The organism is Lunatibacter salilacus, assembly GCF_009797935.1.
Lineage (GTDB): Bacteria > Bacteroidota > Bacteroidia > Cytophagales > Cyclobacteriaceae > Lunatibacter > Lunatibacter salilacus.
Genome location: NZ_VOLC01000001.1, coordinates 497167 through 521144, shown reverse-complemented (window position 1 = coordinate 521144; position 23978 = coordinate 497167). Strand labels below are relative to the sequence as shown.

General features: G+C 43.3%; 12 protein-coding genes and 1 riboswitch. Of the genes, 6 read left to right on the top strand and 6 right to left on the bottom strand.

Annotated elements, in window-relative coordinates; translation table 11 throughout:
* Positions 1–8 precede the first annotated feature (8 nt).
* Positions 9–102, bottom strand: a riboswitch (Fluoride riboswitch).
* 208 nt (positions 103–310) lie between these two features.
* A complete protein-coding gene (locus tag FQ608_RS02075; RefSeq protein ID WP_158856133.1) occupies positions 311–1204 on the top strand; it encodes a TIGR01777 family oxidoreductase in 894 nt (297 codons plus the stop codon).
* Positions 1205–1231: 27 nt separating this feature from the next.
* Positions 1232–3793: a M14 family metallopeptidase gene (locus tag FQ608_RS02070; protein ID WP_158856132.1), complete on the top strand. Its 2562-nt coding sequence runs from the start codon at positions 1232–1234 to the stop codon at positions 3791–3793.
* A 186-nt stretch (positions 3794–3979) separates the two neighbouring features.
* Here the strand turns inward: FQ608_RS02070 and FQ608_RS02065 are convergent, their stop codons facing one another.
* The 4 genes from FQ608_RS02065 to FQ608_RS02050 form a co-directional block, all read right to left on the bottom strand.
* Positions 3980–4552 carry a RidA family protein gene (locus tag FQ608_RS02065; RefSeq protein ID WP_158856131.1) on the bottom strand — a complete coding sequence of 191 codons (573 nt, stop codon included), beginning with the start codon at positions 4550–4552 and terminating at the stop codon, positions 3980–3982.
* A 149-nt stretch (positions 4553–4701) separates the two neighbouring features.
* Complete coding sequence (locus tag FQ608_RS02060; RefSeq protein WP_158856130.1) at positions 4702–6315, bottom strand: aminotransferase class V-fold PLP-dependent enzyme; 1614 nt, start codon at positions 6313–6315, stop codon at positions 4702–4704.
* Between the two features lie 5 nt (positions 6316–6320).
* The gene (locus tag FQ608_RS02055; RefSeq protein WP_234364010.1) at positions 6321–7580 is read right to left on the bottom strand and encodes an amidohydrolase/deacetylase family metallohydrolase; all 1260 of its coding nucleotides are present in this window, start codon (positions 7578–7580) and stop codon (positions 6321–6323) included.
* Positions 7577–8875 (bottom strand): amidohydrolase/deacetylase family metallohydrolase, encoded by a 1299-nt coding sequence (locus FQ608_RS02050; RefSeq protein WP_158856129.1) that lies wholly within the window; start codon positions 8873–8875, stop codon positions 7577–7579. The genes FQ608_RS02055 and FQ608_RS02050 overlap by 4 nt, the downstream gene beginning before the upstream one ends.
* Positions 8876–9148: 273 nt before the next feature.
* Between FQ608_RS02050 and FQ608_RS02045 the strand changes: the two genes are divergently transcribed.
* The 4 genes from FQ608_RS02045 (at position 9149) to FQ608_RS02030 (ending at position 19000) form a co-directional block, all read left to right on the top strand.
* Positions 9149–10417 (top strand): Nramp family divalent metal transporter, encoded by a 1269-nt coding sequence (locus FQ608_RS02045; RefSeq protein ID WP_158856128.1) that lies wholly within the window; start codon positions 9149–9151, stop codon positions 10415–10417.
* 495 nt (positions 10418–10912) lie between these two features.
* A complete protein-coding gene (locus FQ608_RS02040; RefSeq protein WP_158856127.1) occupies positions 10913–13969 on the top strand; it encodes a SusC/RagA family TonB-linked outer membrane protein in 3057 nt (1018 codons plus the stop codon).
* A 15-nt stretch (positions 13970–13984) separates the two neighbouring features.
* The gene (locus FQ608_RS02035) at positions 13985–15598 is read left to right on the top strand and encodes a SusD/RagB family nutrient-binding outer membrane lipoprotein (RefSeq protein ID WP_158856126.1); all 1614 of its coding nucleotides are present in this window, start codon (positions 13985–13987) and stop codon (positions 15596–15598) included.
* Between the two features lie 84 nt (positions 15599–15682).
* Complete coding sequence (locus FQ608_RS02030) at positions 15683–19000, top strand: VCBS repeat-containing protein (protein WP_158856125.1); 3318 nt, start codon at positions 15683–15685, stop codon at positions 18998–19000.
* 234 nt (positions 19001–19234) lie between these two features.
* Here FQ608_RS02030 and FQ608_RS02025 read toward each other — a convergent pair whose 3' ends face one another.
* Together FQ608_RS02025 and FQ608_RS02020 are read right to left on the bottom strand one after the other, a co-directional pair.
* Complete coding sequence (locus tag FQ608_RS02025; protein WP_158856124.1) at positions 19235–20836, bottom strand: SusD/RagB family nutrient-binding outer membrane lipoprotein; 1602 nt, start codon at positions 20834–20836, stop codon at positions 19235–19237.
* Between the two features lie 2 nt (positions 20837–20838).
* On the bottom strand, positions 20839–23898 hold the full coding sequence (locus FQ608_RS02020; protein ID WP_158856123.1) for a SusC/RagA family TonB-linked outer membrane protein: 3060 nt from the start codon (positions 23896–23898) through the stop codon (positions 20839–20841).
* Positions 23899–23978 lie beyond the last annotated feature (80 nt).

The window sequence follows — 23978 nt, the reverse complement described above, 5'->3', positions numbered from 1 at the left end:
GGGTATAAGTTGAAGTAGGAGTCATCAACCAAATTCTCTTGGTAGTTGGTAAAACAAATTATTCAACCTGTTTTGAGGTGGAACCCCATCACCTGTGTCAAATATAAATATACCTTTTCCAAAATTGCAACGCAGCCAATAATTTCTCCAACTAATTCTTAAAAAAACGGTTTGATGTATAGCGTAATTGGATTATAGTAAGTTAATTTCCGGTTTCAACCATAGGTGGAATGCTTTTTGAGTTTAATTTATAGGTGGCCGTTTTTCTAAACGACCCCTTTGGACGGGAGTCCTAAAATGGAAAAAAATTATGAAGAACATATTGATTACAGGCGGATCGGGTCTTATTGGAAAAGAGATCACACAAATATTAGAACAAAAAGGTTACAAAGTGGCTTGGTTAAGCAGAAGCCCGGAGAAGAATAAACAAAAGTCATTTTTTTGGGATGTGAATGAGCAGAAAATGGACGATTCAGCACTGCTTTGGTGCGATAGCATCATACACTTGGCCGGTGCGGGTGTCGCAGAGAAGCGGTGGACGGACGAACGGAAGCGGGAAATTATATCCAGTAGGGTAATGTCTACACTGCTCTTATACGACCAGTTAAAGTCCATGAAGAAAAAGCCAGAGTCAATTATAGCCTCAAGTGCAGTCGGTTACTACGGAATGGACACACAAGATGAACTTCAACATGAAGGAAATCCGCCAGGAAATGATTTTTTGGCCGATGTAGTAAAAAAATGGGAAGCAGAATCCGAAAAATTTTCTACTTTAGGCATTCGAACGGTTAAACTTCGTATAGGAATTGTATTAGCGAAAGGGGGAGGGGCACTACAGGAAATGCTAAAGCCTCCTGTGACAGCCCCACTTGGCAATGGGAAACAATATATGAGCTGGATTCATATTCAGGATCTGGCGGAAATGTTTGTTTATGCCATAGAGAACAATGGAATACAGGGTGAGTACAATGCGGTAGGGCCCGTGCCGGTTTCAAATACAATTCTTACACTGAAGGCCGCCAAGGCTGCTGGAAAGCCGTTTATCAACATTGGCGTTCCGGGATTTGGACTAAAGTTGATATTGGGTGAAATGGCTGAAATGGTCTTGGGAGGTAATCGGGTGTGTAATGACAAGATTCAATCCTCTGGTTTTACCTATCGTTTCCCGCTGTTGGATATGGCCTTGGCGGATATTTATAAATAAGTTTTCTATTTCATTTATCAAATTCTTATGAACCGAATTGTACTTTGGCTTTGTATTTTTTCTTTTTTCATATCTACCTCTTTTGGTCAGGATACCGGTTTAGATTATTATTTGCCTAGCGGATATACCTATTCACCGGAGGTTCCCACTCCGGCTTCGGTGCTGGGTTTTGAGGTGGGTGAATGGCATGCCAGCCATGATCAGGTAGTGAATTACTTCCGTAAAGTGGCAGAGTCCTCCGACCGGGTTACGCTGGTGGAATATGGACGGACCTATGAAATGAGACCTCTAGTCATGTTAGTACTTACTTCACCTTCCAATCACCAGAAGTTAGATGACATTAAAGCTAAGCGTAACTCCCTTCGCCATGAACCGGCAGCTGCTGATGTAGAAGGAACTCCCTTGGTCATGTATATGGGGCATTCCGTGCATGGTAATGAGCCCTCTGGTATTCAAGCCTCTCTTATCTCTGCGTACCATTTTGCTGCAGCGGAAGAACTTGAATCAGATTTGGAAAATATGGTTCTCCTCATTGACCCAGCCCTGAATCCAGATGGAATAAACCGATTTGCCTCATGGGTGAATACCCACAAAGGATACCACAGTACCGGAGACCGGAACAGTAGAGAGCTCAACGAGGCATGGCCGGGCGGTAGAACCAACCATTACTGGTTTGATCTTAATCGGGATTGGCTTCCGGTACAGCATCCGGAATCTCGTGGTAGGATTACCCAGATTCAGGAATGGAAACCCAATATCGTCTTGGATTTTCATGAAATGGGTCCCGACAATACCTACTTTTTTCAACCTGGAATTCCAAGTAGAAATCATCCATTGACCCCCCGAAAGAATTTTGAACTTACTGAAAAAATCGCTCAGTATCATGCAAAATATCTGGATGAGATTGGATCACTTTACTACAGCCAAGAGAGTTTTGATGATTTTTATTACGGGAAAGGTTCAACTTATCCGGATGTTCAGGGTGCAGTGGGGATCCTTTTTGAGCAAGCATCTTCCCGAGGGCATTTGCAGGAGAATCAATATGGTAGTATTAGTTTTCCCTTTACGATTCGCAATCAGGTAAGGACGGCTCTTTCCTCTTTCGAAGCAGCCAAGGATATGCGTGTGGAGTTAAACCAATATATGGCTGACTTTTATATGGAATCTATTTCTGAATCCGATGAGGATACAAATAAAGCGTATATTTTTGGGACGAAAGATGATTATGCTAGGTCATATCATTTGGCTGATATGATCCTCCAGCATGATATCAAACTTTATAGCTTAAAAGAGGATGTCGTACTTAACGGCGTGCCGTTTGAGGCAGATAGATCATTCATTGTTCCTCTTAACCAGCCCCAATATCGGTTTATCAAATCGATGTTTGAGACGAGAACAACCTTTCAGGATAGCTTGTTTTACGACGTTTCAGCATGGAATCTACCTATGGCATTTAATATGGATTATTTGGCATTGAGTAGTCGTATACTAAACCTAGCGGATGTTATAGAAGTGCCTAAGGGGAGCCCTATGAACCAGGGGAAAGTAATTGGATCTTCGGGTGCGATCAGCTATGCCTTTGAATGGGCAGAATATTATGCTCCCAAAGCCCTTTATTTTCTTATGGACAAAGGATATCAACTGCGGGTGGCTCACGAGCCTTTTCAAAATGACCTAGGCGTAAACTTCGGAAGAGGATCTATCTTAGTCGATAAGGGAAATAGTGGTGCTTCGGATGAAGTTTTTTACATCGATTTACAGGAGGCAGCAAATGCCTCCAGTATCACTATACATGCCCTCACCACGGGATATACTACAGGTGTGAATCTTGGTTCTCCCAGTATCAGTTTGTTAAAGAAACCGACTATAGCGCTGATGGTGGACAAGGGGGTGGCTGGAAATGAAGCGGGCGAAATTTGGCATTTGTTCGACCAACGGATAGATGTTCCCATTACGCTTCTGCCAACAGATCGGTTTACCGGAGCAGGCTTGGAGCGGTATTCGGTGATTGTTTTTCCGAGTGGATCATATGCTGCCCTGGGAAAAGAAGGTGCGGATAAATTAAAAGCTTGGGTTCAAAATGGAGGGACGCTAATTGCAAGGGGTAATGCGATGTACTGGCTGGCCCAACAAGAGTTGGCTCCTTTTTCCTTTGTCAGTTCCGAACAGCAGGACTCGACAGTCACCCAAAGGGATTATTCCAACCTAATCAGAGACCGCGGCGCCAGGGTGACTGGAGGTGCGATTTTTAAAGGTAGGCTGGACATTACCCACCCCTTGGGGTACGGATATGCGGTTCCTGAGATCTTTGTTTTTAAAAGTGGCAACCAATTTTTAACACCATCCAAAAACCCTTACGCAAATCCCTTAGTCTACACCGATGATCCGTTGGCAAGTGGCTATATCCATCCGACCAACTTGGAAAAACTGCGAAGTACAGGGATTATTCAGGTAGCGGCACTGGGCAGTGGAAGAATTATCGGGTTCGTGGATAACCCAAATTTTAGGGCCTTTTGGTTTGGAACCAACAAGCTGTTTTTGAATGCGGTATTCTTTGGGCAGACAATCGATGCCAATTCTGCCAGATAGGGGTATCTTATTCCTATTTCGGGACTAATCGTAACGGTAAAGCAATTGAATCAGGTTCGCTTTAAAACCTACAATCTCAGTCCTGTAACCTGAATAAGATTGAAGGCATAAAAAAGAGCTGCAGAATAATTCCGCAGCTCTTCTTATGGCATCAATCTGTGGGACAGTTTATCCCCCCATTCGAAATCAATCCTCCACTTCTACCACCATATCTATTTCTACGGCTATATTGTTCGGTAAAGAACTCATTCCAATCGCTGCTCGCGCATGCTTTCCTTTTTCACCAAACACCTCTACCATCAGATCGGAGAATCCATTGATTACCTGGGAGTGCTGTTTGAAGGAAGGATGAGCGTTTACCATTCCCTGTGCTTGAATGATGTTTTTTACTTTGTTTAAGTCACCAATTTCAGCCTTTAGGGAAGAGAGAAGTGAAATGCCTGTAAAACGTGCGGCCTCATATCCAGCCTCAAGTTCCAAGTCTTCCCCTAGTCGGCCGATTACTTGAGTTCCATCCGGCTTGTCGGGACCGTGACCTGCCATATATATCAGATTACCCACCCGCTTCGCCTTTAAATAATTGGCAGTGGGAGGATTGGGAAGCACCAATTTGATTCCCAATTCTTCGATGCGTTTTTCGGCATCGATACCGTCATTGGTGGAAGTGGTGACTTGGGCTTCGGCAGTCTCGGTTTTTTTACTGGTGCAATTCAGCATCAATAGCAGTGACAAGCTTCCTAAAAACAGGAGTTTTTTCATGGATCTAACGTTTAGATTAGTGGTTGAATGTGTATAATTAATGGCAGCAAAGATGGAAATTATTTTTAAGTTTTTGGCTTAAGATAAGTCCCCGGCAAATAGCTCATCTCTAAAACAAGAGGAGCTTGCCTTTTACTTCGTTTTTTAAATTAAGTCGCTAGAGGTGGACCGTCGGGTATTAATATGGGTTTTCTATCGGGACTGTACGTTACCCGCTTTGCCGTAAAGGTGGCAGTTTGATATTCTCCCAAATGAATATTTCCCGTAAGGGTATCACCTTGAAGTTTTCCGCCAAACATGTACTGCACCTGCTTACCGGGTTCCCGATATGTGCTGTGAAGTTTTACCTCATTGCCTTCAATCGTACCTAGGATATCCTGACTTGTATAGTCACTTTCATGCCTCCCCATCAACCAGTTTTCATCCTGTTCCAAATACCATTTATGGGTAGATGTGCTGCTGAAAAACTGGATTTCCACCAACCAACGACCTGCCAAGCTTCCAGACGGCGCAGCCATTGGTTTCTTAGGTTGTCTCTTTTTACTTAGTACCTCCACCAAGCGGTCAGCTACGATGGGTACTTCGCCGGCAACCATCTGACTGGGAGTTATCGTGATTAGCGTATTGTTTTCCCCGTTGTCACGACCTCCAACAGCAATACGGGGTTTATTTCTGCCCAAGTATTCAGCCATTTCCGGTCCGGTAATATGTAGGGAGTTTGGGTCCCACATCACCTGTAGGGTTGGGGCACGGTTGTTTAATTCATCTGCTGCTGGCAGCTGGACATTGGCAGTCACACCTTTTACTTTTGTAACCTTTGCTGAAATTTGTTCTAACCAATTTTCCCAATTTTTCCACTCCTGTTCATGGTCTCTGGTAACCCAAGCTTCCACAGCGGCCAACATGCCCATCATTTCTTCTTTTCCCACTTTGTTGTCTCTTCCCGGTCCATGGTGGGGGGAGCTTGCTTGCCAAGCAGACATGAGGATGTCTTTTTGACCCAACAGAATACCTGCGCACTGAGGACCACAGATGGCCTTGCCTCCGGAATAAGCGACCATGGTTGCTCCTTTTTCCAGGTGTACATTTGGAATCGTAAGGTCTTCTGCCGCCGCATCTACCAAAACCGGAATATTTTTAGGTTTGGCAATTCCTGCGATCACCTCCAGCGAGAGAGGCTGTCCAGTTGCCGACTGCCTGCCTGTTGTGATATAAATCATGGCTGTTTTTGATGAAATGGCAGCTTCCAATTCCTCAGGTGTACTTACTTCCATAATGGTCACCCCGATGTTTCGTATAGAAGCATCGTAGACATTTCGGGAATAGCGGGGTATGATCACCTCATTTTTATGCACTAGGGATAGATCTGGAATTCGTAGCAAAATCTCGGGATTACCCCCACTGACACAGGCGGCGGTGGCGTGTTTCATCGCAGCGGCACACCCTGCTGTGATGATTCCCCATTCTGCTTTCGTGATATCCGCCAGACGCTGTCCGATACCATGTGCCATTTCATCATATTGGATAAAATTACCAGCAGCGGCTTTCATCGCTGTCAACACTTCCGGTCGTTCACGAGACCCGCCTATAATGGTGAAGGTACCCCGGCAGTTGATAATAGTGTCTACCCCAATAGATCCGTAAATGTCTTCATCCAAAGAGATGGGACCTACACTTTTGGCCTGAGCGGCATTTCCAATAGAAAGGAAGCTGCCACCTATGGGCAACATGGCCAAATTCTTAATTACATGTCTTCTATCCATTTTATTTAGTGGTTGTTATATGGGGAAGCTGACAGCCCATTTAAGTCATAGACGATTCGTCCTGCCCTGATGGTTAATTCAGCCTCCAAAAGTTGATTTCCTTGTATATGTTGTCCTGCCGAGTCTACAAACCCGAATTCTCCTTTACGTATTCTAAATATAGCAATATCTGCTTCAGTTCCCACGCTGAGGTGTCCCAGATCTTCCCGTTTTAGGGCTTGTGCCGTCTTCCAGGAGGCTTGGGTGAGTACTGCCTCAAGGGACATTCCCATGGCCATAAATTTAGACAAAACATTGGAAAAATTCTTCATGCCGGAGTTCATGCTGAACCGATGCAAATCTGTACCAAAAGTATCTGGCGTCAAACCTTGCTGAATGGCAGGGATAGCTTGATTAAACCAAAACCCCGCTCCTCCATGGCTCACATCGAAGAGAATACCCCGATCTTTGGCTGCTTTGACTTCTGGCAGTAGTTTTCCTTGGCTATCAATAATGGGCTCCCTGTCGCGGATATTTTCATAGGTATGGCTTAATATATCCCCCGGACGCATTCGTTTTAACTGGTCTGCGAGGGAATATTCCGGTAAATGGCACTCTACCAAAAGAGGTACGTTAGCCAAGCTACCAGCATTCAAGGCACGGTCAAAAGGAGTCCAATCCTTTCCCTCATAGTGGCCTATTTTTACGCCTACCAAATGCTGCGGGTGTTTAGCTATAGTCTGCGCAGTGATTTCCGGATTCATATCCGTGATATCCTCTTGGGCTGGATTACCTTGCATGCCTCCCCCGGCAATATTAAGAAATGCCAAAATCCGGGTTTGGGAAACATCGATTACCGTCTTTTTGAAGTCTTCAAAATTCCTCCACCCCGAGGTTCCAGCGTCTACTACTGTGGTGACTCCTGACCGAAATGTGAAGTCGTCCGGCGATACACTGGAACTTCCACCGGCAAAGGTTCTGGGCTTTTCACCCACATAAACATGGGTGTGGGGATCTATCAGTCCGGGGCTTATGATTAATCCCTGAACATCAATTACACGCTTCCCCTCTTTATGAAGGATTTTTTCGGCTATTTTAGAGACTTTTCCATCCCGTATGGCAATGTCCATGGGTTGGTTTATTCCATTTTTAGCATCTATTAGATGTCCGTTGACAAGGATGATGTCATGATCCTGAGCTATTAATGGCGTTCCCAACACTAATCCTAAAATCAGGAATAATAGAAAACGATGCACCATATGGAACTGCCCCTCCGATTTATTCATTTTTTGCTAATCTCTGTTTCCCAATGGGGGGCACTGATGCCGTTCAGGTCCCACATGATTCTCCCTGCCCTGATAGTTAGTTCGGCTTCCAGCTTTTGAGTCCCTTCAATCTTTGTGCGTCGGATATCCTGAAATCCGAAATTCCCCTCTCTCAAGCTGAAAACTGCAATATCCGCTTCCGTACCCACGCTCAAATGCCCCAAATCTTCGCGTGAAATAACCTGTGCAGGTTTCCAAGTAGACCGCAGAATCACGTCAGAAAGTGACATGCCCATATTCATAAATTTAGAAAGCAGGTTGGTCATGTCTTTAAAGGCACCATTCATGCTGTCTTTGTGCAAGTCAGAACTGATTACATCCGGCAGAAAACCCTGCTGCAGAGAAGGTATAGCTTGTCTAAAAGAGAATGCACCACCACCATGGCCAACATCAAAAATAATTCCCCGTTTTTGGGCTTCGAAAATAAAGGGGTTTACCTGTAGGTCTTCATTTACCACTGTTTCCCGGTTTGCAGGTCCATAGGAGTAGGTGTGGGTGAATATATCTCCCGGTCGCAGGTGCTTCATAAACAGGGCCTCGATGGAATTTGGGGGCTGATGTTCTCCAAAATCTACCATTACGGGAACATTGGCCAGATTGCCCGCTTCCACAGCAAGATCAACTTGGGTAAATCCTCCCCAATAGTGAGCTGATTTTATACCTACCAATAGTTCAGGAAATAGTCTGGTAATCATGTTGGCCGTCATAGTGGGGTTCATGTCTGACACATCCTGTTCCTCAAAGCGGCCATACATCCCGGTCCCTACAATATTTAGGAAGGCCAAAATTCGTGTTTGAGAGCGGTCAATAGTCTGCTGCTTAAACAACCTAAAATTTCGCCATCCGGCGGATCCGGCATCCACTACTGTAGTGACACCCGAACGAAAGGTAAATCCATCCGGGGGTAAGCTCGTATGTCCGTCAGCTATATAGGACTGGGGTTCGGTTCCGTGGAAGACATGTACATGCATGTCTATCAATCCAGGGGTAACGTACAATCCGCTGACATCAATGATTTGCTTGGCTTGGTTACTAGGAATATTGGCTGCGACCTGATGTATTTTCCTGTTGGATATGGCAATGTCCATGACGGCATCGATGCCATTTTTGGGATCAATGACATGTCCACCTTTAAGTAGAATATCAATTTCTTGGGCATAAAGAAATGAGGGAAGACTGCCAAAGAGAATAACTAAACCAATTAAAGTGAGTCGGATGACACCTTTTTTAAAAGAATGGAGGCTGGCTTTTCGCATGGGGAATTTGTAGTTGAAGATTTCTCGTTATTTGATAGATCATACCCTTTGGATAGGTACAATACTCGCTCAATTTATTTCATAAATGGGATGGATAGGGTGAAGGAATTATTTATTAAATATTACATAAAAATTTATTTTTGCAAAGCATTATTTTATAAGTTTAGGATTAAGAGTTACGATAGGGTTTAATTGTTGTCTGCCAGCCAATAATTCACTGAATCAATTACCGATAAACCAAAACCCATAGCCATAAAGGAGGCTTTTCTTATCATGGACAAACAGAAGAATTCATTTTTGCAAAGCATATGGGCATGGATGCTCAGCATAGGCCCCGGAATATTTTGTATTGGCTATACAGTTGGTACAGGTAGTGTGACATCAATGGCTAAGGCTGGGAGCCAATTTGGAATGCAGCTGCTTTGGGTATTGTTTTTAAGCTGTCTTTTCGCATGGGTCCTGATGGAAGCTTATGGGAGGTACGCCATAGTTACAGGACAAACCTCCATATATAGTTTTAAAACGAAGATTAGAGGAGGAAAGACCCTCGCCATTATTGTAGTGACAGGGATTGTAATCGCCCAGTGGAATTCGCTTACGGGCATACTTGGACTAAGTGCCAGTGCCCTTTATGAGGTAGCTGTACTTTTTGTCCCTTCCCTTCCTTCGGAAAGTTATTGGGCTGTTTTGGGCATCGCAATTACCCTGATAGTCACCATGTATGCGTTGTTGTGGGTGGGCCAATATTCCTTTTTTGAAAAAGTTTTGATCGTATTTGTCACCCTGATGGGCATCTCCTTCATTATTTCCATGTTTGTGGTTTTGCCGGACCCTATGGATATAGTAGGTGGTTTGAAGCCGACAATACCAGCTGTACCGGGTGGAAAACTTTTGGTGGCAGCATTTGTGGGTACAACCATGGCGGCCCCGACATTTGTCGTTAGACCTTTGTTGTTGAGAGGAAAGGGTTGGACGAAGGCCCATACAAAAGAACAATCCAACGATGCGCTTTTCTCGGCCGTTTTAATGTTTGTTATCAACCTTTCGATTATGGCAGCGGCAGCAGGATCTCTTTTTGTGGAGGGCAAAACTATAGAGCGGGTGCTGGATATGGTATATACCTTGGAACCCATTGCAGGGAAGTTTGCCGTGGCACTCTTTATGACAGGGGCACTGAGTGCAGGGCTTTCTTCCATTTTTCCAATATTGATGGTTGCACCTTTATTAATTGCCGATTATAAAGAAGGGGTTTTGGATACTACCTCGAAGCGGTTTAAAATCCTTACCGGAATAGCCTGTGTGTTTGGACTCACTGTGCCAATTTTGGGAGCCAACCCCATTTTGGCTCAGATTATGACCCAGGTGGCTGCTGTTTTTATTTTACCAGTCGTGATTGGATGTATTTTATACCTTATTAATAGGAGGGATTTGATGGGAGAACACAAGGCTGGGTTACTCCTGAACATCGGACTTTCGGCTGCTTTTGTTTTTTCAATTATTATCTCCTATACGGGATTTTTGGCATTGAAGGAATTACTTTGATTTAACTAGGTATTTTATTTAAATTTAAACCTAAATCAATATTTTCATATTAGCTGCAAAAATTCAATCGTAAAACGTTGTTTAATATATTTCAAATACAAAAAAATGTCGTATGAAACGAATTCATTTTTAAAAGTAAGCCGCTCAAAATTAACACCTCTTGAAAGAAAAGATAAATCGAAGAAATATTTAAATGGTTTATCCATTGTTTGGAATATAATTTATTCGTAATATTCGAGTAATAATAAATTTGCCTAGCCCGAAATAAACACCTATCAACCTATCCATCTCCATATTTTAGTACCTACAAACTAAACCTTCCGGTATAATCTACCGAAATAAATAATTTAGGCTATAATCAAAAAAAGAAAGGACAATTATGTGACGATATTTAGGAAAGAGATTTCGGTCGAAAAAAATTTAGCGTAATAAATAAACTATTAGTGGAAGTATAAAGTGCTGTCAACAATTATAATTTAATCAATAACTAAACTTATGAAAAAAAGTCTACTTGCTTTTCTTCTGTTGCTTTTTACTGGCGTTTTTGCCTTTGCACAGGAGAGGACAGTCACTGGTACAGTGACTGATTCGGACGCTGATGCCCCACTTCCTGGGGTAAGCGTATTGGTAAAAGGAACAAATACGGGTACAATTACGGACATTGATGGTCAGTACAGTATCTCTGTTCCATCCTCCGCAACCACGTTGGTTTTCTCCTATCTGGGATATGGACGACAGGAATTAGTAATCGGTAATTCAAACGTACTTAACGTTGCTTTAAATGCAGAAGAATCTGCCTTATCTGAAGTCGTCGTTACTGCATTTGGATTGGAAAGGGAAAAGAAATCATTGACTTACACGGTACAGGATGTTGGTACCCGTGAGTTGACTGAAGCCCGTGAATTGAACGTGATGAATTCTCTTTCCGGTAAAGTCGCCGGCTTATCCATAAATAGAGGAGGTTCCGGTGTTGGCTCTGCAACACGTGTAGTATTGCGTGGTAATAGGTCCATTAGTGGAGATTCCCAACCCCTGTATATAGTTGATGGTGTTCCGGCACGTGGAATCGAGAACCTGAACCCGGATGATATTGAAAGTATCAACGTGTTGAAAGGTCCAAATGCTGCGGCTTTGTACGGAAGCCGAGCAAACAATGGAGCGATTGTAGTGAATACGAAAAGAGGTAAGCAGGGATTTAATGTAAGCTTGAATACTTCTTATATGTTTGATCAGCCCATTCTGTTGACTAACTACCAAGATGTATACGGTCAGGGAAGCGGGGGAGTTTATTCTCCGGCATCTGAGTTTTCTTGGGGTCCCCGAATGGATGGTCAACAAGTAGCCCAATGGTCCATGGCCCCTGGAAAAGAGGGAACGACTTATCCATATTCTCCCCAGCCTAACAATATTCTGGATTTCTTCCAAACCGGACATAATATGGCTACAACATTATCCGTGAGTGGTGGTACAGAAAGAAGTCAAACCTATTTCTCCTATACCTATGCGGATGCTGCTGGTGTTGTGCCGGATAACGATTTAAAGCGACATAGTATCAACCTTCGTTTAACTAATAAATTAGCGGATAATTTGTCGTTGGATTCTAAGATAAATTATATCCGACAGGACATTTCCCAATCATTACCTCAGGATGAAAATTATGCCAATCCAGCGAGGCATATTTATAGATTACCAAGGAATATCCGGACAGAGGATATATCACAGTATGAATATGTGAATTCCGCTGGACTACTAAGACAGAATTATTTTAATCCAGGATCAAACGGTGGTGCCAACCCATATTGGTCAAACAATCGAAATCTTCGTACAAATACTTCTGATCGGATCATTGCATTCACCTCTTTAAGCTATGAGTTAGCTGAAGGGTTAAGTATCCTGGCAAGAGCAGCGATGGACCGTTCATTTGGCGGCAGCACCAACACGGAATACAATGATTCTTACATTATTGCCCAAAATGGACGTTTTTCAGTTGGTACATCAGAAGCAATGGAGATTAACACTGACTTTTTAATATCCTACGAAAAGACACTTAGTCAAGATTGGTTTTTTAATGTTAACGTTGGTGGTAACGCAAGGAAAGACCGAAATACTGGGTTAAGTTCTAATACAGGCAATCAGTTGGTAGTTCCTAATTTCTTTGCACTGGGTAATACGCAGCAGGTAGTTTCTAGTTATAATATTGGTAGCCCAAGGGATGTAAATTCATTATATGCATTTGGACAGTTTGCCTGGAAAAATGCTGTATTCTTGGATATTACAGCCAGAAATGATTGGAGTTCTACCCTACCAAGAGACAATTGGTCGTTCTTCTATCCATCTGTAGGATTGAACGCTGTAATCTCCGACTTGGTTGAAATGCCAACTTGGTTTACTTTTGCCAAACTTAGGGGTTCTTTTGCCGAAGTGGGTAACGACACAAGTCCTTTCCAATTGCAGCGTCAAGCGGCCTTTGCAGCTGGAGGACGGGCAGGATATTTATCCTTAAGTACAACTCTTCCAAATGCTAATCTTCTTCCAGAAACTACCCAATCCATAGAACTTGGTGCTGATATGAGATTTGTTGACAATAAGGTGGGATTGGATTTCACTTACTATAAAACAAATTCATTTAACCAGCTATTTACAGTAGGCCTTCCTGTAGGTTCTGGAGCTTCCCAGTTTTTCACAAACGGGGGAAATGTGCAGAATGAAGGTATCGAAGCGGTAATTACATTGACTCCAGTACGTAAAGCTGATTTTGAATGGACGATCACTTCGAATTTTGCAAGAAATATTTCTTTAGTTAAAGAAATTAATGACGAGCGCCCAAGTGTAGAAATCGGCTCTTCTTTCTTAACCCGCTTTCGAATTGAAGAAGGGTCCCAATTTGGAGAGGTTTATTCCAGGGGTTACCTCAGGGACGATCAAGGACGGGTAATCATTGGCGAAAACGGTATTCCAAGAACGACTCCTGGATTTACTGTCCGTGTTGCGAATTACAACCCAATTTGGTTGGGAGGTATTCAAAACTCATTTAACTACAAAAACTTCCGTGCGAACTTTACCATCGATTTCCGTCAGGGAGGAAGCATCACTTCCTTTACCAATGCCATCATTTATGCTGATGGGTTGACAGAAGAGACCTTGCCAGGACGGGAAGGGGGATTGATCTTCGGTCAAAACTTTATGGAACATGAAACTGCAGTTTTGGAAACAGGTGAACCTAATGATATTCAAATAACAGCGGAACAATTCTGGGTAAATATGGGTGGTAGAAATGCACCTATTGGTGAAGTGTTTACTGTTTCTGCGACTAACATACGAATGAGAGAAGCTGTTGTAGGATATACTATTCCTGCCAAAAAGCTGGAAGGTTTTCCAATCAACAGCGTAAGTATCAACTTCGTTGCCAGGAATTTGTTTTTCTTCCTTAACGAAGCAGGAAACCTTGATCCAGACGTGACAGTTGGTACAGGCTCCAATTCAGGAGGCAGAGAGTCTTTTGCTCCACCAACAGCAAGATCCTTCGGTTTTAATCTTAATCTTGGATTTTAAAAAATTGTAATGACTATGAAAATATTTAAAAATATTATTGGATTTTCTATCGCTGCCTTTGTCTTTGGAGGTTGTACAGAGAATTTTGAAGAGCTCAACACGAAGCCTGATGTGATCCTTGCGGATAACCTGGATATTGGTCTTTTGGGTCAGGCATTTGCCAATGGCCAGATGCGGGCGATGACTGGTGCACCAGGTGGTGGAGCAGGAAACTATCAGACAGGTCAAAATCTGTTTGCTGACATTTATGCGCAGTATTTCGCAAATACAGCCACCAATTTCGATTCAGATAGGCATATTCAAGTGGGTGGCTGGACAAACGGTAGTTGGAATTATTTCTACGGACAGGCGGCACCGATAATTAAGTTTGTTGAAGATTTTACTGCGACAAATAATTTACCGTTGGAAAATGCCTTTGCAAAAGTATTGAAGGTTCAGGCCTATCACAGGTACACGGATTATTATGGGCCGGTAATCTATTCAAATTTTGGAAATGGAGAAACCGTTGTCCCTTATGATACCCAAGAATCCATATACAAAAACTTCTTTCAAGAACTGGATGCGGCTGTAGCTGTACTTAAGGCAAATAGGGGTGGATCTGCTTTCACAGCTCATGATCAAGTATTTAGCGGAAGCGTGGATAAATGGTTGACTTATGCAAACTCTCTTCGGTTGAGACTTGCACTTCGCGTAAAGTATGTGGAGCCAGCTTTAGCGAAATCCGAAGCTGAAAAGGCTGTTGCTGATGGAGTGATGTTGACCAACGACGAGAGTGCGGCTATTAATACGACTATCAATTCACGGCATCCACTATGGACGATAACGGATTGGAATGAATTCCGTATGAGTGCTTTAATGGAGAGTTTATTGAAGGGATATGAAGACCCTCGGCTTGAAGTTTATTTCCGGACAACGGATGATTTTAGAACCGGTGATACAAGTGTGCCCTATAGGGGTCTTAGAAATGGTCTTCCCAGGGCAGATCTTGATCAAGGAGCTTTGAGTAGAGGCTTTTCCGATGTGGGTGAAAGGTGGTTGAATCTTGGAAGGGGAGGGTCTCCAGCTGGCCCTCCATTGAGAATGCTACCAGCTGCTGAGGTATATTTTAACAGAGCCGAAGGGGCTTTGGAAGGATGGGCAATGGGTGGTACTGCCAAAGATCTTTATGAAAAAGGAATCGAAATGTCAATGACAGAAGAAAGGATTGGTGCTTCTGCCGAACAAGTGCAGGCCTATATTTCGAGTACAAATACTCCCGCACCTGTAACTTATTCGAGAACCGAATGGAATTTGCCTGCCTCGTCAGATATACCTGTAGCTTTTTTGACTACTGGTACCAAAGAGAAGCAGTTGGAGCAAATTGCTACCCAAAAATGGCTCGCTCTCTATCCTGATGGTTGGGAGGCCTGGGCTGAATTACGAAGAAACAGATACCCGAAGTTTTATCCTCGGGTTGCTTCCGATAACGTTGATGTTCCTCGTGATGTAGTTATGCCTAGACTCATTTTTGTAGAAGGAGAATACAACAATAACAGAGCAGCTGTCGAAGCAGCAGAGGAATTTCCAGAACTTACTTCAAGAGGTGGTAATAAGAACTCCACCAAACTCTGGTGGGATGCCAAGCCTTAAACTGGCCTACTTCTAAAATAAATGCAAAGGAAAGTGCCATTTTTTAATGGCACTTTTTTTACTTTATAGCTTAATTGCCTTTCTATGATTTCCCAATATACAATGCGTCTTCTCTTTCTTTTTTTAATTCTCACAAGTCTGACAGCCTGCCAAAAGGAAGATCCCAATGCCTTATTTACTGAGATGTCCTCCAAACGTACGGGTGTTAATTTCAGGAACCTGGTTCGTGAGTCGGAAGAGTTTAACGTATTGACATACGGTTATTTCTATCAGGGGGGTGGAGTCGCTGTAGGGGATATCAACAACGACGGTCTTCCTGACCTGTATTTTACGGGTAATATGATGGCAAGTAAGCTGTATTTGAATAAAGGTAATTTAGAATTTGAAGACATCACCGAGTCCGCTGGAGCTGCTGCTGCGGGGCTTTGGAATACGGGCGTGACCATGGCCGATGTAAATGGTGACGGCTTATTGGACATCTATATCTGCAGATCCGCAGCCAACGACCCCGAACGACGGAGAAATGTCCTGTTAATCAATAACGGTGACCTAACCTTTACCGATAAAGCAAAGGAATTTGGACTGGATGATCCGGGGTATTCCACCCAGGCTACCTTTTTTGACTACGATAGAGATGGCGACTTAGATATGTTTTTGTTAAACCATTCTACCCAAGAATATGCCGGTTTTAGCCGAATCGACGGCAATTTTAAGCAACGGAAAGGAGAGTTTTTAGGGGACAAGCTATATCGCAATGATAACGGGAAATTTGTGGACGTTTCCGATGAAAGCGGCATCATTGGTAATGTTTTGGGCTTTGGGCTAGCCGTGACCGTCACCGACGTAAATCAGGACGGATGGCCGGATATCTATGTCAGTAATGATTATAATGAAGAAGACTACCTGTATATCAATCAACAGGATGGTACTTTTCAGGAATCGGTAAAACAATATATGGGTCATGTTTCCTTGTTCTCCATGGGTGCGGATGCTGCCGATCTGAATAATGATGGACTTCCTGATATCATCACCATGGACATGATGCCTGAATATACCTTCAACCAAAAGGCAATCTTGGGTCCTGAGAATTATGATAAATACAGGGAATTACTGGCTAAGGGATTTTATCCGCAGACTATGCGCAATATGCTGCACCTGAATCAGGGAAATGGTTATTTCAGTGAAATAGGACAGTATGCGGGTATTTCCCAGACAGACTGGAGTTGGTCGGTACTTGCAGCGGATTTCGACAACGACGGCTGGAAGGACCTTTTTGTAGCCAACGGTTATGCGCGCAATTACCTGGACATGGATTTTCTAAATTATATGGTCAGCGAGCGTATCCGCTCCACGCCGGGGAGTGCCGGAAAGGAAGACGCATTGATTGAACTGATTGAAAAGATGCCTCCCATCTATGTGGAAAATTACCTGTACCATAATAACGGTGACCTGACATTTACAAATAGGGCGAATGAATGGGGGATTAAAGGCATGACCGTTTCCAATGCAGCTGCTTATGCCGATTTGGATGGAGATGGGGATTTGGATCTAATTGTTTGCCATACCAATGATCCAGTTAGCATCTACCGAAATAATAGTGAGCGGCTTTTTGACCGTCATTTCCTCAAAGTTAAATTTAAGGGGGAGGGTATGAATACTTCCGGTATTGGTGCTCGGGTTCAGCTTTATGCAGGTGACCGTATATTTCATCAAGAATTGATGCCCGTGCGTGGATACCAATCAGCCGTGGACCATGAGCTGGTCTTTGGGCTCGGAGATCATTTTAAGTTGGATAGCCTGGAAGTCTGGTGGCCGGACGGGAGATTTCAGCAGCTATCCAATCCGGTAGTGGACACGCTACTGGTGTTGGACCAACGGGAATCAGTGATATACGACCAACACCCAATCGCACAATCGAACAGATTTAATCCAGTGCCTGATGCCTTGGGAATAGATTTTATGCACCAGGAAAGCACCTTTCTTGACTTTATACAAGATCGGTTAATGCCAAACACCATGTCTGCACTTGGCCCAAAAATCACATTGGGAGATATCAACGGGGATGGGCTGGAAGATATTTATATAGGTGGAGGCAAAGACCAGCCTGGACACCTTTATCAGCAGCTGTCCAATGGAACTTTTCAACTGATGTCACAGCCTGCCTTTGAAGCTGATAAATCACAAGTGGATACTGATGCGGCTTTTGTGGATGTGTCAGGTAATGGTTTCCTGGACCTTTATGTAGTAAGTGGTGGCAGTGATTTTCCTGCGGGAGATGAAGGCTATCAGGATAGACTCTATATGAATGATGGCAAGGGAAATTTCACCAAAAATGAGACAGCGTTGCCCGAAATGCGGGTTAGTGGAAGTGTCGTTCAGGTGGCAGATTTGGATAATGACGGATTTCCAGACCTCTTCGTAGGTGGCAGATATATTCCGGGTAGCTTTCCCAACGCAGCGAGGAGCTATCTCCTGATGAATCTGGGTGATGCTACATTTGCTGACATCACCGAGAATTTTTGTCCAACTCTTTTAAATCCCGGGTTACTGTCCGATGCCAAACTCGTGCACCTAAACGGAGATGATTGGGTTGATTTAGTAATCACGGGAGAATGGATGGCTCCCCAGGTCTACCTGAATCAGGAGGGAAAGTCTTTGGAGTTAAAAGCAAATGCGTTTCCCCAAGGATCATCAGGCTGGTGGAAACATATTACTGTAGCTGATTTGGACGGGGATAATAATTTGGATTTAGTGATGGGTAATCAGGGTGAAAACAACACCTTTAGGGCCAGACCTGACCAGCCCATGCGGCTTATTTCCAAAGATTTCGATGGGAATGGATCTATAGATCCGATATTCACCCACTATATGGCAGATACAAACGCGTTTGCGTATAGCCGGGATGAATTGGTGGGTCAGCTTCCGACATTTAGGGGGAAATTTTCGGATTACCGAACTTTTGCCAAGACACCTGTTGACCAGTTTTTCACTCCAGAGCAGATTGGGGGAGCGGATACGCTAACTACAAAGACACTGAAATCCGGTTATTTTAAAAACGACGGAAATGCCAACTTCAGCTTTAATCCCTTTCCCCAAGAAGCGCAGTATTCTCCTTTATATGCGACTGCGGTATATGATGTTAATGGGGACGGTCATCCTGATTTGCTCACTGGGGGAAACCTGACAAAAGCCAGGGTAAGCAGTGGGCAACAGGATGCAAATTATGGCTTTGTTTTCTTGGGGGATGGGAAAGGAAATTTTGCAGTTAAACCTTCTTTGTCTTCGGGCATCAAAATCCGGGGAGATGTTCGGGATATTCATCCCCTCACGGTCGGGGGAAAAACCTATGTGATATATTCACTGAATAATGATAGGCTACAAGTTTATGCACTTAACCCATAGTTTTCGTAACACGTTAAAAAATTAATAATTTTAAGGTTTTGGAGATTTTCTTTTTTGATTCGATCAGATCATTAGTCATAGAGTAGATGACCAAATCCATTACTCTATTTTGGCTTTTATTCCTTTGCTAGGTGAATGCTATTACAAGCGTCTTTAACGCAAAAAGCTGGAAAAAAAAACAGAGGTTTCGATTTGTTTCGAAACCTCTGTATAAAGCTTAATTTAACGGAAAAATTAATTTCCTCCGTCCCACCAGGTTCTTGTTAACCAATCATCTCCTCCCATCCGGGAAACAGCATTACTCAAAGATTCGGGGTTTACTCCACCTTCTCCAACTGGATAGGGCTGTCTTCGCGGAATTTGGCCGGAAGCGAAGTTTCCGGGGAAATTAACCGGAGTCAACTCAGGGTATCCCGTTCGCTTCCAATTATTCCAAGCCTCCACATAATTAGCGAATAGGCTATTTGTAGCCCATATTTGCTCATTGATCATTTTCAAAGAAGCTTCTGTAGTAGTTACATCCAAGGGGTTAGCGGTTGTGTAATTTGTTGCTTCACTGGAAGAAACGGTCCTACCACCAAATTTCCCTATAGAAGTAAAAGCTGCTTCAACTCCATTTTTGTAAAAGTTGGCTGCTGAACCTGTTGTAAAACCCCGTACAACGGCATCAGCTAACAACAGTTGTACCTCAGCATACGTAAAAGTGAATATTGGAGCATCTCTGTCTCTGTATATGGCTGTCGGTCTTGAGTAGGCACCAATTGCTGCTGCATCACCCCCGGAACCCGTTGGCCCAGGAAAATCAGGATGATTTGAAATATCAAATTGACCACCTGCAATGTCATAGCCGTTAGGCAAACCAATTTGAACTGCGGGATCACTGTTTCCTACAATCACGCCATTCCTATTGGCCGCTAAGCCAGCAGGTGGCACCTCCGCTACGATACTTAACCTCGGATCATTCGTACTTTTCAAATAGTCGATCATTTCCTTAGACCACCTTACTTCGTAAATATCGTCAACAACGTTCAAGGCATTGGCGTTAGAATTGGCGTATCCATTGGCCTGGTCAGAAGGCACCAACGCATCATCGTCCGGTGAGGAAAAAACGCCACCTGCTACGGCTTTTTGCACCCAGGCTTGCGCCGCCGAAGGGTCGACCTTAACAAGACGCAAGGCCATTTTCAGCATGACGGAGTATCCGTATTTTCTCCATTTCGATATATCACCACCGTACATCACATCATTCCTAATTGGGTCTCCAGCGGGATTTAATGCATTAATCGATGCCTCCAAATCATTCAGCATGGCTATATATGCCTCTGATTGGTTATCATATTTAGGCTGGGTAATTCCCTCTTCCGCTTGAAGGCCCTCTGAATAAGGAATATCCCCATAAACGTCAGACACAAAAGACAATGTGCTCACTTTGAAAATTCCACCAACAGCATTTAAGTTGTTAAGATCTTTCCTTCTGGCGAGACTTTGCATCTGATTGAGTCTGGACGCTACTGTATATCCATTATTCCAAACTCCCTGAATATAAGAGTTGGTACTACCGGAGATTACATATTTATCAGCGTTTGAATAATAATTGGCTCCGCCTGTGGACGTAGAAGCCAACGCCTGAATCCACATACTTTGGAATAAAATCGGTCCCGAATAACCTGTATGCATATCTCCATATCCGAAGGTGGCTATAGGCAAAATAAGATTTGGATCAAAAACCTCTGCACCGGGCCTGTTAGGATCTGTATTGAGCTCTTCAAATCTATCATCACAGGATGTGACCACAAATAAGCTGCTTAGTAGAAATAAGCTTATATATTTTTTCATAATTAGTGCAATTTGAAATTTAAATTAAAACCAATAGATTGAGTAGGTGGCAAGCTGGTACCTTCAATACCCAAGTAATTAATATTGGCGCCAAATGTTGTCTCAGGATCAATATTCTCTGCCTTTCTCATTAAGATCGCTAGATTTCTCCCTACAACTGATGCGGTCAATCCTTTGAATACAGGAACTGAATTAAACCAGGTTTCGGGGAAAGTGTACCCAAAAGTTAGCTGACGAAGCTTGATAAAATCACCATCCACTACACTTGTCTTAGTCACATTCTGCGCAAGTGCTTGATAATAATTTTGAGCCGGGGCCGTGATTTCATTTGTGGTCACACCGCCCTCTCTTCCAACAAGCGTATTTTGATGCAATCCTCTGAAGTGTGAATAGAACTCTGTAGCGGACAGCACTTTGTTTCCGAAGCTGTAATCAATCAGAAAAGAAAAGGAAATTCCCTTGTACATAAATTCGTTGTTCCAACCACCATAGTGCGTAGGAAGCACCGAACCCCAATTTTTAAGTTCGCCCCTTACCGGAAGGCCTGCATCATTCACGACTATATTTCCATTGGCATCGTATTCATAATCAAACGCCCTTATTTGAGGACCGGGAAGACCAGGAACATAGGCTGTAACTGCATTTCCCAAGGTAGCTCTGTTTTGTCCGAGATTGATCGGATTGTTATCCAGATTAGTACTCAACACTTCATTTTTCACGTTGGTGAAATTTAAAGAAGTTCTCCAGGTAAAGTCTGCGGTCTGAATAGGTGTTCCAGAAACCATCAGTTCTAATCCTGTATTGTTTGTAGATCCGGTTGCCACTACCGCGCTATTAAATCCAGTAGCTATACTGTAACTAGCATTCATGATTTCATTATTTGTCGTTTTCGAGAAATACGCCACATCAAAGGTCAGCCGATTGTTAAAGAAGACTAGGTCTAAACCCAATTCAATTTCATCTGTAGTAAATGGCTTCAAGAACAGGTTCGGTAAACCTAGCGGAGAAGAACCCGCTGACACTCCATTGAAGGAATTCGCAGAATTGTAATAGAACTGTGTTTGATAAGCCGCAAATGGCTCACCGCTCGTCACCGCATAGGATGCTCTAAGCTTTCCGAAATCCAAGGCAGGGATATTCAAAAACTTATCAAACAGGAACGCACCGGTAACCGATGGAGAAAATATACTGTTGTTATCCACAGGCAATGTACTGTACATATCGTACCTACCTGTAGTCGTTAAGGTAAGAAAATCCTTATATTCAAATCCCATGGAATAAAAGCCTGAATGTACTTCCCGCTCATTAAACCCATAGGATCGATTGAATATTTCCACGTTAAAAGGTGAATACAATCCAGGAATCACAAATCTTGAACCGCTTACGCCAACTTCTTCGTATCTATTATTTCTGAATGTTCCACCAACAAGTGCATCAAGTGAGATGTCATCGTTCAAACTTACATCGGCCCCGAAGAGTGCATCAACATTTAATTCTGATCTCGTCGATAAACCTCTGCCATTTAAGTTACCCTTTAGATCTGGCGAGTAGGCAATTCCAGTAGGCTCTACTACGAAAAAGTCATCATTGGAGACATCATTTCCAACCCGAAGCATGGCATAGACTTTTGGAGTAAAGCTATATGTCGCTGACAAAGCAGAAATGTTTCTTTTCCTGCCCCTATCATTAATCCCCTTGTTTGCCATAAAATAGGGGTTTGTTACGTATATGTCGTCGCTGAAAACAATTTCGTTTCCGCTTTCATCATAGCCAGGAGCGAAGATACTTGGGGCTACATTGGGTGCCAAGAACATAAAGTTATTGGGGTTTCTCGGACCATCACTCAAATTTGGAATATTCGTGCTTTGTTGGTCAATATAATTGATCATGGCCGACACATTGAGTTTATCTGTAATATTCTGATCAACATTTAAGTTGATACTTAACCGGTCATTCCCACTACTAGGCACGATTGAGTTAGATTTTAGGTTAGAAATGGATAATCTAAAAGCCCCGTCTTCGCCAAGTCCCTTAGAGACTGATACCGCATTAGTTATATTAGTTCCTGTCCTATAGAAATCCAGATAATTTTCACCTGAGGGAGTATAAGGATATTGATTCCCATCATATCCGATTACTGTACCGCCCATTCTCTCACCCCACGCAAATCTTCCTGTTGTGCGGGCTTCCGCTTCGTTCTGAGGTCTTTGACCACCTACACCTTGTCCATATTCGTTTTGGAAGTTATTAAAATCCATCGGCCGATCCGTCATGACATTGACATTGTAAGACAGCGACCAATCTCCGCCTTTTTTCGCACCTTTGGTGGTAACCAAAATAACGCCATTTGACGCTCTGGCACCATAAAGGGCAGACGCCGCTTGTCCTTTAAGAACAGTCATCGATTCAATATCATCAGGGCTAAGATTGCCTATACCATCCCCATTGTCCGATCCACCCCATTCGCCCGCTGAACCTCGCTGCGTATTATCCATGGGTACCCCATTAATTACGAAAAGCGGTGATCCTGAACCTGAAATACTGGGAAGACCCCGAAGCACAATATTGGCAGATCCCTGAGGTCCTCCGTTGGTACCTTTTACCACAAGGCCTGCAACTTGTCCTACCAAAGAGTTTGCTACGTTTGGTTCCCGAGCCTTGTCCATAACATCACTGCTGACCGTGGTAATAGCATACCCAAGTTTTCTCTTTTCTTTGGTCAAACCCAAAGCGGTTACCACCACTTCACCCAATTCACTTGCGTCTTCAGCGAGTGTCACGTCAAGTTGGCTGCGATTTCCTACCGTGAACTCCTGACTTGAAAATCCGATGAAGGAAAATACTAAAATGGTGTTATCATTGACACTGATGGAATACTTTCCGTCCATGTCCGTGGCTGTTCCTGTTTGATTTGTCCTATCCAAGACAGAAACACCTGGAATCGGCGTACCATCCACTTCAGACACGACAGTACCTGTCAGGATGCGAGTTTGGGCGTTGACTTGGATGCTCATAAAAAGCATGAAAATCAACCCACACGAGATTGATAAAATTTTTATCATAATTAGGATATTTAGTTTAGAAATAAAATACTTTGAAGGTTTGCCGGACTATCGACTTGAAATTTTTACTAAAATCGAAC

Bases quoted from the DNA above. Each gene is read 5' to 3' on its own strand.
- FQ608_RS02075 (WP_158856133.1), top strand. From the start codon at position 311: ATGAAGAACATATTGATTACAGGCGGATCGGGTCTTATTGGAAAAGAG.
- FQ608_RS02070 (WP_158856132.1), top strand. From the start codon at position 1,232: ATGAACCGAATTGTACTTTGGCTTTGTATTTTTTCTTTTTTCATATCT.
- FQ608_RS02065 (WP_158856131.1), bottom strand. From the start codon at position 4,552: ATGAAAAAACTCCTGTTTTTAGGAAGCTTGTCACTGCTATTGATGCTG.
- FQ608_RS02060 (WP_158856130.1), bottom strand. From the start codon at position 6,315: ATGGATAGAAGACATGTAATTAAGAATTTGGCCATGTTGCCCATAGGT.
- FQ608_RS02055 (WP_234364010.1), bottom strand. From the start codon at position 7,580: ATGAATAAATCGGAGGGGCAGTTCCATATGGTGCATCGTTTTCTATTA.
- FQ608_RS02050 (WP_158856129.1), bottom strand. From the start codon at position 8,875: ATGCGAAAAGCCAGCCTCCATTCTTTTAAAAAAGGTGTCATCCGACTC.
- FQ608_RS02045 (WP_158856128.1), top strand. From the start codon at position 9,149: ATGGACAAACAGAAGAATTCATTTTTGCAAAGCATATGGGCATGGATG.
- FQ608_RS02040 (WP_158856127.1), top strand. From the start codon at position 10,913: ATGAAAAAAAGTCTACTTGCTTTTCTTCTGTTGCTTTTTACTGGCGTT.
- FQ608_RS02035 (WP_158856126.1), top strand. From the start codon at position 13,985: ATGAAAATATTTAAAAATATTATTGGATTTTCTATCGCTGCCTTTGTC.
- FQ608_RS02030 (WP_158856125.1), top strand. From the start codon at position 15,683: ATGATTTCCCAATATACAATGCGTCTTCTCTTTCTTTTTTTAATTCTC.
- FQ608_RS02025 (WP_158856124.1), bottom strand. From the start codon at position 20,836: ATGAAAAAATATATAAGCTTATTTCTACTAAGCAGCTTATTTGTGGTC.
- FQ608_RS02020 (WP_158856123.1), bottom strand. From the start codon at position 23,898: ATGATAAAAATTTTATCAATCTCGTGTGGGTTGATTTTCATGCTTTTT.